The organism is Niallia circulans, from assembly GCF_007273535.1.
GTDB lineage: Bacteria > Bacillota > Bacilli > Bacillales > Cytobacillaceae > Niallia > Niallia circulans_B.
Genome location: NZ_RIBP01000004.1, coordinates 1,063,540 through 1,076,413, shown reverse-complemented (window position 1 = coordinate 1,076,413; position 12,874 = coordinate 1,063,540). Strand labels below are relative to the sequence as shown.

12 protein-coding genes and 1 pseudogene are annotated in these 12,874 nt (G+C 35.4%); 2 read left to right on the top strand and 11 right to left on the bottom strand.

The genetic code is table 11. From position 1 onward, the window contains the following. Positions 1–135 precede the first annotated feature (135 nt). Positions 136–1,098 carry a helix-turn-helix transcriptional regulator gene (locus CEQ21_RS13370; protein ID WP_185764940.1) on the bottom strand — a complete coding sequence of 321 codons (963 nt, stop codon included), beginning with the start codon at positions 1,096–1,098 and terminating at the stop codon, positions 136–138. 109 nt (positions 1,099–1,207) lie between these two features. Between CEQ21_RS13370 and CEQ21_RS13365 the strand changes: the two genes are divergently transcribed. After that, positions 1,208–1,690 carry a GyrI-like domain-containing protein gene (locus CEQ21_RS13365; RefSeq protein ID WP_185764939.1) on the top strand — a complete coding sequence of 161 codons (483 nt, stop codon included), beginning with the start codon at positions 1,208–1,210 and terminating at the stop codon, positions 1,688–1,690. A gap of 121 nt (positions 1,691–1,811) precedes the next feature. On the opposite strand, the pseudogene CEQ21_RS13360 reads toward CEQ21_RS13365, so the two are convergent. Then, positions 1,812–2,690 (bottom strand): annotated as a pseudogene (locus CEQ21_RS13360) (radical SAM/SPASM domain-containing protein). Positions 2,691–2,947: 257 nt separating this feature from the next. Between CEQ21_RS13360 and CEQ21_RS13355 the strand changes: the two are divergent. Next, positions 2,948–3,424 carry a hypothetical protein gene (locus CEQ21_RS13355; protein ID WP_185764938.1) on the top strand — a complete coding sequence of 159 codons (477 nt, stop codon included), beginning with the start codon at positions 2,948–2,950 and terminating at the stop codon, positions 3,422–3,424. Between the two features lie 149 nt (positions 3,425–3,573). On the opposite strand, the gene CEQ21_RS13350 is transcribed toward CEQ21_RS13355, so the two are convergent. The 9 genes from CEQ21_RS13350 to walK form a co-directional block, all read right to left on the bottom strand. After that, positions 3,574–4,443, bottom strand: a complete 870-nt coding sequence (locus tag CEQ21_RS13350) for an AraC family transcriptional regulator (RefSeq protein ID WP_185764937.1) — start codon at positions 4,441–4,443, stop codon at positions 3,574–3,576. 581 nt (positions 4,444–5,024) lie between these two features. After that, positions 5,025–5,348 carry a TM2 domain-containing protein gene (locus tag CEQ21_RS13345; RefSeq protein WP_185764936.1) on the bottom strand — a complete coding sequence of 108 codons (324 nt, stop codon included), beginning with the start codon at positions 5,346–5,348 and terminating at the stop codon, positions 5,025–5,027. Between the two features lie 394 nt (positions 5,349–5,742). Next, positions 5,743–6,222, bottom strand: a complete 480-nt coding sequence (rlmH, locus tag CEQ21_RS13340; protein WP_185764935.1) for a 23S rRNA (pseudouridine(1915)-N(3))-methyltransferase RlmH — start codon at positions 6,220–6,222, stop codon at positions 5,743–5,745. 80 nt (positions 6,223–6,302) lie between these two features. Next, on the bottom strand, positions 6,303–6,464 hold the full coding sequence (locus CEQ21_RS13335) for a CxxH/CxxC protein (RefSeq protein WP_185764934.1): 162 nt from the start codon (positions 6,462–6,464) through the stop codon (positions 6,303–6,305). A 208-nt stretch (positions 6,465–6,672) separates the two neighbouring features. Then, positions 6,673–7,878: a S1C family serine protease gene (locus CEQ21_RS13330; protein WP_185764933.1), complete on the bottom strand. Its 1,206-nt coding sequence runs from the start codon at positions 7,876–7,878 to the stop codon at positions 6,673–6,675. Between the two features lie 244 nt (positions 7,879–8,122). Further along, positions 8,123–8,911 carry an MBL fold metallo-hydrolase gene (locus CEQ21_RS13325; protein WP_185764932.1) on the bottom strand — a complete coding sequence of 263 codons (789 nt, stop codon included), beginning with the start codon at positions 8,909–8,911 and terminating at the stop codon, positions 8,123–8,125. Positions 8,912–8,918: 7 nt separating this feature from the next. Continuing rightward, positions 8,919–9,731 carry a two-component system regulatory protein YycI gene (locus CEQ21_RS13320; protein WP_185764931.1) on the bottom strand — a complete coding sequence of 271 codons (813 nt, stop codon included), beginning with the start codon at positions 9,729–9,731 and terminating at the stop codon, positions 8,919–8,921. Then, positions 9,718–11,040 (bottom strand): YycH family regulatory protein, encoded by a 1,323-nt coding sequence (locus CEQ21_RS13315; RefSeq protein ID WP_185764930.1) that lies wholly within the window; start codon positions 11,038–11,040, stop codon positions 9,718–9,720. The genes CEQ21_RS13320 and CEQ21_RS13315 overlap by 14 nt, the downstream gene beginning before the upstream one ends. Continuing rightward, on the bottom strand, positions 11,037–12,869 hold the full coding sequence (gene walK, locus CEQ21_RS13310; RefSeq protein WP_185764929.1) for a cell wall metabolism sensor histidine kinase WalK: 1,833 nt from the start codon (positions 12,867–12,869) through the stop codon (positions 11,037–11,039). The genes CEQ21_RS13315 and walK overlap by 4 nt, the downstream gene beginning before the upstream one ends. Between the last annotated feature and the right edge of the window lie 5 nt (positions 12,870–12,874).

The window sequence follows — 12,874 nt, the reverse complement described above, 5'->3', positions numbered from 1 at the left end:
CTTTTCTTTTTAAGAAAGTACAGAGAGCTATATAACTTCAAATTATTTACTATGAAAATCATATTGTTCTATTTTTGACATATCTTAGCTATCAATTCTTATAGCTTTCTTCAATAGAAGATTCTGTTAGCCTGCCTATATATTGAATAAGCATTCTCTCTCTCTCAACTCTTCTAAAACTTCTTCTGGCACTTTCCTAACTTTGATATCTTTCCCTAAAAAAAGCAGCCAATTTGTTAGGTCAGTTACTTCTTCTGAATTATTAACATTAACAAAGGTCTTTAAAATGGCTATTGTTTGGTAAGGATTTGTATAAGAAATGGAAGCTTTCAAAGGATGATATTTTTTAAACTGCGTAATCGCTTTTGGGCCAAGTTCTATGACAAGATTAACTACTTGCTGCTGATTATTTAGTTTATCTAGAATCTTTTTCTTACTTACTCTATTTTTTGTTGAATATGGTTCAACATTGGTGAGATTATCAACAGGAAATATCCTTCTTTGTTCCTCATTCAAGTCAAAGCCTTCAATAAACCAAAGACTTTTTTCACGATAAAGATGCAAAAGAAAAATCGGGAGTGATTTAATTTCCTTCACTTCTTTAAGAGTAATCAGTAAATAACTATCTGCAAGGAGAATATGAATAAGTTTTTCTAATATCGGATGAGGCAGATCTGATAAATCAAGGAGGTCAGGATTATTCGGATTGGTTCCTTCAAAAAGCAATATTTGATTTAATAACACTAAATCATCTTGCTGATTGTCTGAAAGCAGACCAAGTAATTTTTCAGCCAAGGACTGACGACTCTTCAAATATGGAAGCTGTTGATTTCTTGTGGCCATAAAAGCAATAAAAAGCGCTTTTATCTCATTATCGGTAAACTGAACATTAGGCAGGACAGAATTGCTCATAACATAATATCCCCCATCCCTTCCAACCTCAGCAACAAGCGGCATTCCCATTGTTTCAATTTCTTTAATATCTCTAACAGCAGTCGAACGGGAGATATGAAATTCCTGCATGATTTCAGAAATGGTAAAATGGGCACGATTATTAATATAGCGCATAATAGTATTAATCCGTTCAACTTTTTTCATTAAGATCTCCTAAACAGTATCATTTTTTGACATGATTTAAAGATATTATAAACACATCAAGTGAAAATACAAGTCATTTGAAAAATTATAAAAAAGGCAGGTTTTGAATATGGCACAGTATACTTTAGAAGAAAAAGAAAGCTTTACAGTATTAGGATTGGGTATCGAGCTAAAGAGTGATTATACAGACTATGCTGGCATAAATAAGGAAAAGTCAGACTTTTGGCAAGCGGTCAACCAAGATGGAAGACTATCCACTTTAAAAGAACTCGCTACAAACGACTATATTTTTGCCGTAAACGAGGCAGTTAATAACAAAATGATGCATTATGCTGGCGTATTGTCAGACAAAACGCTATCAGATGAAGCATCTAGAGTTATCCAATTTCCGGAAGGCCTCTATTTAATTGTTAAAGGAGAAGCAAATACAGCTGAGGAATTGAGCAATCAGCTTACAGGCATTGCTTTTGGACAAGTCTTACCAGAAGTACAAACTATTGCTTATGTTGGTGGGCCAAATGCGACTGTTGAGATGGCGCAGAAAAACGGAATAGTATATGGTGAAATGTGGATTCCGGTTGTTGAAAAATAGGCCTAAACCAAAATAATGCGGGGCTCGTTTATTGTAATCAGAAAAAGAGATATATTAAGGTGGATGCAAAGAGATTCAGGACTTTCTATTTTTCACGAAAGTCCTGATTGAATATCTAAAATTACTTTCCAAATCTTTTACGATAACCACATTTCCTGCATAGCTCCTCCACTGCGACTCTTCGTGAAAAACCTTCTACAAGATCTTTGGCTCTATCCATCTCGATAATATCCGAAAATGAGTTATCATTGATATTGCCAAGATCGATTACACCCTCACCATCAAGGCAACAAGGAATAACAGTTCCGTTTGCTAAGATACCTGCTTGATTTCGCATACCATAACAGAAGCCTTTGCCATCATCTTCTTCTTCGTGCAACGCAGGCCACTGAAACTCATAATCTTGATTGATGAAGATGCGTTCCGCAATTTTGATGCCGCTTCCTGGTGTGACCTATTCTTCAATTTTGTAGTCTAATTCAAATTCTTTCTCAATAATTTCAAGTAATTCTCTGTTTCGTTCTCTTTCAATATTCGTTGTATTGTCTTGTGTAAGATTCCATAATCTTAGGGAAACAATCAAATCCGACTGACTCGTCGCTTCTTTAATAAAGGAAAGAATACTTCTCACATACCCTTCCTTATCCTTAGAACCAATATGACCATCAAAACTATGAAGTGAAAAATTCATTTGTCTAAGCGCAGGCTTATTTAATAATTTTTCCCTCTTTTTATTAATTAATGTTCCATTAGTCGTGATATTAACCTTAAAGCCTTTTTCATGGCTTAAGTCTAACAGATCGCCTATTTTAGGATGAAGCAGCGGCTCACCCTTTACATGTAAATAAATATAGTCTGTATGTGGTTTAATCTGGTCTAACCTCTTAGAAAAATCCTCTAAAGAAATAAATTGCTTCTGTCTTTCTGTTGGTGGACAAAAGCTGCACGCAAGATTACATACACTTGTAATCTCTAAATAAAACTTCTTAAATTTTTTCACCGTTAATTCCTCACTTTTTTAACTACTAACAACAGGTATTCTAACACTATTACAGCATATTTGTTCATAAATAGAAACATACTTATTCATGGAAACTAACGTTATGATGCTTTTATTTAATTTAATGTACTTGGTTATTACTGAAAACAAGTTTTTAGGTATATGCTGCAGTGTTTCCATAATATCTTTTTTATAACGAATAAATATCAGTACCAAAAGCAATAATACATATAAAACTACTGTGAGGTTTTACTGAAATGAAACAGATTATCCTCTGGTTACTCTTAATAATACCTTGGCTTTCCTTGTTTTTTCTGAAAATGATAACTGTTCGGAGATACATACCAGTCGCTCTATTTATGACCGTTATTCATTCCCTAGCATACCAGGCAGCCCACCATTACGGCTGGTGGAATGAAACTGGCTCCAGCCTGTTCGGATGGGATAAAATTATTCCCATTCCTTGGGTATATGGTGCATATTTAGTGATAGTTATCTGGGTATTCCATTTTACTTTCGGGAAATTTTGGAGGTATTTGACTGTTAATATACTTTTGGACGGGGGATTTATGTACATCGTTTACCCAATATGGGAGCGACTTGGACTAGTTTCAGGAGATTCGACCTTGCCTACACTTGCTGTTGTTGCCATGATGGTCGGATTTTCATTAATCATCTATTTATTTCAATTGTGGCAGGACGGAGCACTCGAACAGCACGAATCGAATTCATAAATGGCTAAGAACTAATTTTGTGTCCCTCTTGCTTCAGTGCAAACTATCATTTGAAAATAAAACTCAACAGGCTTCTGTATTTAACCAAAAGTGAATTCGATACAACGAATTCACTTTTATTTTCTAACACTTAACCCTCAAGCTCACCATTAAAGCTTTGCTTTTTCCTTTATTGGCAACCATACTTCGCTATATACATTTTCATTCGTACTGCCATGCTTTGTAAAAGAAATTCCAGGTAAGTCAGCTATTTCATAACCTGAAGATGGCAGCCACTCTGAATAAATTTTCGCGGTCGTTTCTTGCAGCGCAGCAGGGAAAGGTCCTTGGTTTGGAAAGATTGCCCATAAGCTTTCTTCAATAGAAAGTTGTTCTAAATCAGCAAATGGATTTTTTTTTGTTGTGGCAAAACCAATCATATGCGTTAAATGCCCTTTTTCTTCCAAGTAACCATCATCAAAATCATAAGATATATTCAAGACTTGATGAGGATATAAATCAGCTAATTGATGCATCTCCTGTCTTTGCTGTTCAGTAATAGACTGAGCAAGTTCTAAAATGGCATTATTGACACCTTCAAATTGTATAGGCACTCTTTTCGAAACTCCGACTAAATTAAATTTCTCTTTCCTTTCAATTTTGAATTCCATAGAAATTCCTCCCCGTATATCGATAAAAAATGAAAATTTGGGAAATGATTTTTGGATTTTATTTTTCGTTACTTCTGACGGCAAGAAGCCACACCATTCACGAAATGCTCTGGAAAATCCCTCAATTGATTGATAGCCATATTTAAAGGCAACATCCGTCACCCTCGCACCACCTATTAATTCAACATTCGCAACCGATAATCTTCTATTTTTGATATACTCATTCAACGACATGCCTGCCATATACGAAAACATCCTTTTAAAATGATAATCAGACATTCCAACTATCTTTGAGATTTCTGTTCCAGATATTTGTTCTGTTAGGTTTTCTTCGATATAATCCATCAGTTGATTAAATTCCTGTAACATTCATTTCCCTCCTTTATAGTTACATTCTATTGTAACCCTTGATTGTTCACTCGATATTTTAGATATGGAGTTCGTCGGAATGGGAGGCTTAGACATAACAAAAGATAACCTTTCTAAACGCGAATAATAAAATTACATCTAAATTTGAAAAGTTAAGCTTGTGACTAAATAGAATATGGATTTCAAATTAGTTTGGTTTAATGTGCGCTTGACCACTCGTTTTCCTCGGGGAGAAAGCTGAACCTCGTTGTCGACAAAAAATGAATCTAAGTGAGACTTGTATTTCTGAAAAAGACTTACAAGTTTTACTTTTCTTTTTAGCCATTTTCAAAAAAAAACACCCTTGATAGCATTTATCAAGGGTAGATAGTAGACAATACTAGAACTATTAAAATACAAGCCTGATTCTGCCTTAGTACTTTGTAAGTCCAAAAATTATATATAAATTAAAAATAATATCAAATAAATCCATAATTAGAGCTAAATATTTAAAATACTAAGCATTTAAACAGTATATAAAGAAATTTTCTTATCTCATGTCCTTATGTATTAAATATATCCGAGTATTCTCCAGTTTATTATTAAATTGCTTCTTTTTTTCTAGCATTATTCATTAATTTAAGTTCACTGATGATATCTGATTCTATTTCAGTATTTTTCTTATTAATCATTCCATTATTTAAAAATATATCAATTAAAGTCCAAATACCAAAGCATCCTAAAGTAAGGGTCATAGCAACACCAGTGCCAATTTTCCCTAAATAATATCTATGTGCTCCAATATTACCTAGGAATAACCAAAGTATCCAAGTTGTTGCAGTTGACTTTTTCTTACGATCCATTTCAGAAGCTAATAATTGAAGCTCTTGTGAAGTTAAATCTTGTTTTGCATAAATATTTTGCATTAAAATTTCCCCCAAAAATATTATAGTTCCCAAAATATTATAAATTAACCATTATGAAATTACTAGGAAAATTGAAATTAATAGAAAAAATGATTATTATTGTAAAATTACCATTAAATACGAACTAAAAGAGGTATACCAAAGCTTATATTCTTTTGCTTAGTAAATTAAGTGAGATTCATGCTTACCCCGGTTGTAATCAGCATACCGAAATGATGTATTTCATGTAAAAAAATAAAAAAAGCTTCCCATTGTCCATAAAATAGTTGGGAAGACTCTTTTTTTATGCACTTGTACAGTTGTTTCTAACTAGTGCATTAAAAATAATTTATTGTACTCATTACATTCTTGATTAAAATTCAAGTTAATACTGTTTATGTTTCCTAACGAAGCCTTACTTATGATACGGTTCCCCCCGATTAATCCGAAACGCCCGATAAACCTGCTCTACCAAAATCAAGCGCATCAACTGATGTGGAAAAGTCATCTTACTGAAAGACAGCTTGTCATCTGCCCTTTGCAATACGTGACTGCTTAAGCCTAGCGATCCGCCAATAATGAAGGCTACTTTACTTTTTCCGTAGGTTGCGAGCTTGTCTAGTGTATCTGCAAGCTCCTCTGATGACTTTTGCTTACCATCAATTGCTAATGCAATAACATGAGCATCAGCTGGCACCTTTGCAAGTATTCTTTCTCCCTCTTTATCCTTCACCTGAATCATTTCGGCATCGCTTAAAACCTCTGGTGCTTTTTCATCTGGCACTTCGATTATTTCTATTTTAGAATAGCTTGAAAGCCGTTTTGTATATTCTTCAATTCCTTGTTTTAAATACTTTTCTTTTAATTTCCCAACGGTAATAATCGAGATATTCACAGGTATTCCTCACTTTACAAACATATTATCCACAGAAGTTATCCACATATCCACATTTTTAATCCACATATAGTATGGAATCACGTGTTCGCCACAACATATATTGCGTTATTTTTACAATATTCACAGGTTGTTGATAACTTTTTTTCAGGTTCTATTTTCTCTAATGACGGGAATGTTTCAAAGTCGTTAACGATTGTATCTATTGCTATATCTACATGTTCTTCACAGCTATATATCATTTTGTATATACTCCTTTTGTGCTGATTACATTATTTATTCTTTTTTAGCTTGTGGATATATTTTAGTTTTATTATTTAAAATACTTATCCACATTCCATCTTACCATTCCTTGCTTAAACTTCAACTTTTACAGGAAATAATTAATCCCCTAATAAAGGTTATACCTTTTTTAGAAAAATAAAAAAATAGAAGGGAATTCCCCTCCTATTACATTTTATCTTCTGAAAGCGTCAATTCTGCCGTTTTCTCTTTTCCTTCGCGATAGTATTTAATTTTGAGCTTGTCACCGATTTTCTTATCTGTATACAGATGCTTACGCAATTCAATTAAATCCTTAATTTTTTCACCATCGAGCTCAACAATAACGTCCAGTTCCTTCAATCCAGCTTTTTCTGCCGGAGAATCCGGAGAGACAGATTTAATTGCAACACCTGTGGTTAAGTCTTTTGGCAGCTTAAGCGCCTCTTCTTGATAATAACCTGGAATATCACTAACTGACTCAAGTTCAACTCCCATATAAGGACGTTTTACTTCACCATACTCTTCAAGATCCTCAATAATCGGAACAGCAGAATTTATCGGTATTGCTAAGCCAATTCCTTCTACAGAGGACTCTGAAATTTTCATACTGTTTATTCCAATGAGCTGACCTTTAATATTAACAAGTGCTCCGCCACTGTTTCCTGGATTAATTGCTGCATCTGTTTGAATAACCTCTGATTGCCAATCAGCAACTCCATCACTATTAATGTCAATAGGGATGGTTCTGTCCAATCCAGAAACAATCCCCTGTGTGACAGATCCGGAAAATGTCAGACCAAGAGGATTTCCAATAGCTATAACTGGTTCTCCAGATTTAAGGGCATCTGAATTGCCGAATTCAGCAACCTTTGATATGTCCTTTGAACTTACCTTAAGTACGGCTAAATCAGTCCAAATATCGCTTCCTATAAGCTCTGCGCTAACCTTTTTACCGTCAGCAAGGGTGACCTCAAGCTCTGATGCACCTTCCACTACGTGGTTATTTGTCACAATATAAGCTGTATTACCGCTTTTTCGGTAGATGATCCCTGATCCTGTGCCAGCCTCTGCCCCGCTGGCATCAGCCCAAAAGTCAGATTCCTGAAGATTTGTTATCCCAACAACAGCATCTGCAGCAATATCGACTGCCTTTGTAACATCTGTATCAACATCAACAGAAACGCCCTGTGTAATCCCACTAAAATTAGCACCGCTTGTTGAGCCTTGCAGCGTAGACAATACTCCTAATTGGGTTAAACGGGGAAGCAGAAGGACAATAATTAAGGCCCCAATAATTGCACCGATAAAACCGGCAAAGAAATATCCTCTCCTCTTTCGTTGAGGTCTGCTCCTTTTATACTCTTCATAACGAAACTCTTCGTCATTTGTCATTCGTCATACCGCCTTCCTTCTGAGCAATTGTTTTCCTAGCTAGTATGTCCTTATTCGTAAAGGCAAGCTATCTATAAATAAGAGCCTTTTAATAAGACACTGATAAGTACCTTATTAATTTTTCCTATTCCTCACAAAAACAAACAACATAATCAAGAAATTCGAGTCCTAACATTGTATTAAATAAATTTATTGCTTATGACATACAAAAAAGGCAAGCAGATTGGTTCTGCTTGCCTTTTCTTTATATCGCCATTAAATTAGTCGGCTTTTTGGGGTCTGTATCATAAAGCCCTAGCTGGTCTGTTAACTCCACTCCACACTGTTCTAGCGTTTGTGTCACTGACATTCTAGCTAAGTCCTTAATATTGTTATCCATGCTTAAATGTGCCAGATAAATATGCTTTGTGCGATCACCAATAACCTCACTCATCGCAATAGCTGCATCCTCATTTGAAACATGTCCAACATCACTTAATATACGTCTTTTAATATTCCAAGGATATCTTCCCATTCTCAGCATCTGTACATCATGATTGCTTTCAAACACATAAGAATCCGCATTGCGAATAATTCCCTTCATACGATCACTCACATAACCAGTGTCAGTAATCAGCACAAGCTTCTTTTCTCCTTGATGGAATACATAGAACATTGGCTCTGCCGCATCATGAGACACTCCGAAAGACTCAATGGAGACATCTCCGAACGTTTTAACTGTTTCCATATCAAATTGAAACTTTTGCTCAACAGGAATTGTGCCGATCAGAGGCTCCATTGCCTTCCACGTTTTTTCATTCGCGTAAATCGGCAGGTTATACTTCCTTGCGATAATTCCAACACCTTTAATATGATCACTATGTTCATGTGTAACAAATATACCCGAAAGCTTGTCCATTTTTCGATCAATGCCTTGAAATAATGTTTCCATTTGTTTTCCGCTCAAGCCTGCATCAACTAAAAATGCATGTTCCCCTGATTCTACATAAATAGCATTGCCTGTACTCCCACTCGCGAGAACACTAAAATGCATGTTTTGTTCACTCCAATTTCGTCTCTTCCATCCCTGGCTTAATAATCTCCCCATTTAACGCATTGACATAGAGATTTTTCTGTCCTTTTAAAGTAATTTTCCAAGTTGGTGCAAGCAGCTGCACAGATGGCGCATTCTGCTGTGAATAATAGCCGAGCTCCACATTGGAGATGTATGTGTTCATTTCCAAGTAGGCGTTTTTGTAGAGGGCATAAATAGCCTCTAACGGCTTCACTAACGTTTCCTTCTCATCAAATTCTTTAATATCCTGCAGATAGGTTTGATTATAGGATACGATGTTATTTTCTTCATTTACTAAAAAGGTTAGTTCCCCTTTTAAGTTATGATATAGTGTTTTGTCATTATACTGTTGGTAATAGGTGATTGTATTGTCCTTCTTTTCCCAGAAAACATATTGATCACCGTTTAAAATATGACTTCTAATGTATTCAGCTAATTCTTCTTTTTTAAAATCATCGCTTAGCTTGATTGGTTTTTCTAAAATAGACTGAAGCATGATGGAATCTTGAACTTTTATGCTTTGGCCGCTTAGTGTACTCTTTTCTAGCTTCTCTAAATCTTCATCACTGAACGTCATAGATTTAGCAGTTAAGTACTGGCCCTTTTCGATATCAGATGGAAACTTGTCCTCGTCATACTTAATTCCATCAAGTGCCAAAGTTTTGGAGATTGGTGTCTCTGGCTCCTCTGTCTCAAATTGCTGTGTATCTTTTTTAAGCTTTGTATATTCATAAATCAAATAAACATCCAAAAGCAAGAAGGCAACAATAAAAATAGTTTTAATTTTACTCCAATCCACTTTTACTGCCCCCTGTCTCCCCTTCTCCTAACTGATGCCACTCTCCATTATATAAGTAAAACCAGCCTGGCTCTAAATAAGCATAGCTCGGATTGGTTATAACCATATCATAGCCTGGCACAATATCCTCCAGCTTCTTAGGATCAAAGTTTTTCGAGGATTGTATTTCCTTTAATACAGAACTGCCTGAATCAAGCTTTTGAGCTGTCGCATCAATAGGATTTGGTGTTATAGCCACATTGCTGGTAATGAATTGTTCTACTTTATTATTTTCCCAAGAAACCTGGATAGTAGATAAATCCTTTTTTAAATTGAATACTGGAAAACCAGATTCATCATAGATACGGAAATTAACCATATTCTTATCATTACTATTCACGAATAAATAATTATTGACCCAGCCGCCGTGATCATTAACAAAATCAATGCTGTTTTCAATAATTTGATTAGGGCTTAATTCATTGGTAAGAGTACCAGTTGGTTTCAGAAACTTCACAACATGAGTATCCTTTTCTATTCTCAGCATACTTGACTCATCTGTGTACACTTCTTCATTCGTCTCCACACTCTTTTGAGCATTGCTTGGAACGCTGAACATTGCATTTTTCAGCCTCGAAGAGTCCACTGTTTCACTCTTATAAATATATTTATTCAGCTCGGTTTTCCCGTTTGGCAAGTAGATCAGATTATCACCTGCCTGATAGCTGAAGTAAGAATTATAGGAAGTATCCTCAGCAGTAATGTTGTCCTGGAAGTCTTTAATGTTATTTATATAACTTACAGAAATTCTGCTTTTGTACACCTTATCATCTTTCTTTGAAATAAAATATACTGCTCCTTCATCCTCTTTAACAAGGTTATAGGACACAAGAATAGTATCAAAATTAAACAGATTACTTTCATCAATTTGAAGGATATCCCGGTAAAGACTAAAAGGGATTTGACCTGGAAACCGAATTTCCATGCTGTTCTTCTCATTTTGAATAAAGTTTGGGATATCGTTTATTTCTTCGGAAATATTTTCTAGGCTTCCGTATTCAACTGTTTTTAAAACGTTAAGTACAGAATTAATTTCGTCCATTGAAATTGTACCATATATTTCACCATCTACATGCTGGAAAATTCTATCGGGCCGAACAATGTCTGCGACTTCTTGTTTGCTGCCAATTTTCTCTGTTTCAACAATATTATCATTCGGATCTTCTGCTGTATTGCCTTGATCTGTCCATAGAAGGTAATACATAAGCAGACTCAGCATCACTAATATTGTCAGTACTAAACTTTTTACATTTTCATAATTCATATTCATACCCAATCATCCTCTTCTGATTGAATATAAGGGAGTGTAAAGGAAATTTTCGTTCCTTTCCCTTCTTTACTCGATGCCCAGATTCTCCCCCCATGTGCTTCAACCATTTCTTTTGCAATAGCCAACCCTAAGCCTGTACCACCAAGTCTTCTTGTTCTCGCTTTGTCAACACGGTAAAAGCGATCAAAGATCTTACTGATGTTTTCCTTCGGTATGCCAACACCGTTATCTGCAACACTTACAATTAACTGCTGCTCTTGCTCTTTTATGGTAAAGGTAATTTTGCCGCCTTCTGGGGAGTATTTCATTGCGTTTGAAATAATATTATCAAGCACTTGTGTTAATTTATCCTCATCAATTTCAACAAAGGCTACATGTTTTGGCAACTTCCGTTCAAAAGTGACATTCTGTTCCTTTGTCAGCTCGAATCTATCGATAATTCTGTTATAGAAAACCATAAAATCAACTAACTCTTTATTCAGCTTATAGTCCCTGCTGTCAAGCTTAGAAAGCTGAAGTAAATCATTCACAAGACGTATCATTCGTTCTGTTTCATTTTGCGTAACTTCTAAAAACTTAGGGGCAAGTCCATCATCCTGCCATGCTCCCTCTGCCAATGCTTCAACATAGCTTCTCATTGTCGTTAACGGCGTCCTGAGTTCATGCGATACATTTGCCACAAACTCTTTCCGTTCCATATCAATTTTCTCCTGCTCTGTAATATCATGAAGAACAGTAATTAAACCATTAACAAAACCTGTCTCCTTTTGAATAACAGAAAAGTTTGCCCGAAGAATATATGGTTCGTAATTTGTACTATAATCAAGAATTACTGACTCTCTCTCTTCTAAAAGCTCATCAAATGTATATTTATCCTTTAAGCCAAGTAAATGAATAATTGGCTCAGACAAGACTGTTTCACGTGAAACATCCAGCATTTTAGCGGCAGGCTCATTTATAAGGATAATTCTACCTTTTCGGTCTGTAGCAATAACGCCATCTGTCATATAAGATAAAACAGATGACAGCTTCCTTCTTTCACTCTCAGTAGAAGCCTGTGACTCTTGTAGCTTTTTCGTTAGGTTGTTAAAGGTAATTGCCAGTTGACCAATTTCGTCAAAGCCGTACACTTTAACCTTTTGAGAGAAGTTCCCTTTGGAAAGAGCAAAGGCATGCTTTTGCATGTCTGAAATTGGTCTAGTAATCGTTCTAGCCAATAATATGCCAAGTATTGCAGTAACAATTAACGTGATAACAGTTCCTTTTTGAAAGATGCTGTTAATGTTGTCAAGACTGTCATACACTTCTTGGATTTTCCCGACAGTATAAATAACGCCAACCGTCTCTCCGCCCTGTGGACGAATCGGTGTAATTAGGACATATTCCTTTTTATTATTTTCGACCCGTATGAAGGAATTCGACTGAGAGGAATTAGACATAGCCCTTCTTACTTTCGTATCTACCATTCTCTGGCCGACCAATGATTGTTTTTCAGGATCTGATGTTCCAATAATTATCGAGTTATTGGTGATTACCCTTATTTCTTGAATATCTGTAGCATTATTATTTTCACTTAACAGTCTTTTTACATCATCTTCAAGCGTTGTTCCCGTGCCTTCAACAGGACGCTCCTTTACGAGCTGCTCCTCCATATAAATGGAAAGGATATTAACCTTTTCCTGAATGGAGGTCTTAAAGTTTTCAATTAGTGTAGACTGCAGCTTTTGGACAAAGTACACACCGATAATCTGAATCGATATAAGGATGAGCAATACAATTATTATCATTAGCTTTACATGAATTGATCTAAAAAAACTAACTTTTTTCATTAATA

Coding starts and splice junctions, on each gene's coding strand:
- CEQ21_RS13370 (WP_185764940.1), bottom strand. CDS start 1,098: ATGAAAAAAGTTGAACGGATTAATACTATTATGCGCTATATTAATAAT.
- CEQ21_RS13365 (WP_185764939.1), top strand. CDS start 1,208: ATGGCACAGTATACTTTAGAAGAAAAAGAAAGCTTTACAGTATTAGGA.
- CEQ21_RS13355 (WP_185764938.1), top strand. CDS start 2,948: ATGAAACAGATTATCCTCTGGTTACTCTTAATAATACCTTGGCTTTCC.
- CEQ21_RS13350 (WP_185764937.1), bottom strand. CDS start 4,443: ATGTTACAGGAATTTAATCAACTGATGGATTATATCGAAGAAAACCTA.
- CEQ21_RS13345 (WP_185764936.1), bottom strand. CDS start 5,348: ATGCAAAATATTTATGCAAAACAAGATTTAACTTCACAAGAGCTTCAA.
- CEQ21_RS13335 (WP_185764934.1), bottom strand. CDS start 6,464: ATGATATATAGCTGTGAAGAACATGTAGATATAGCAATAGATACAATC.
- CEQ21_RS13330 (WP_185764933.1), bottom strand. CDS start 7,878: ATGACAAATGACGAAGAGTTTCGTTATGAAGAGTATAAAAGGAGCAGA.
- CEQ21_RS13325 (WP_185764932.1), bottom strand. CDS start 8,911: ATGCATTTTAGTGTTCTCGCGAGTGGGAGTACAGGCAATGCTATTTAT.
- CEQ21_RS13315 (WP_185764930.1), bottom strand. CDS start 11,040: ATGAATATGAATTATGAAAATGTAAAAAGTTTAGTACTGACAATATTA.
- walK (WP_185764929.1), bottom strand. CDS start 12,869: ATGAAAAAAGTTAGTTTTTTTAGATCAATTCATGTAAAGCTAATGATA.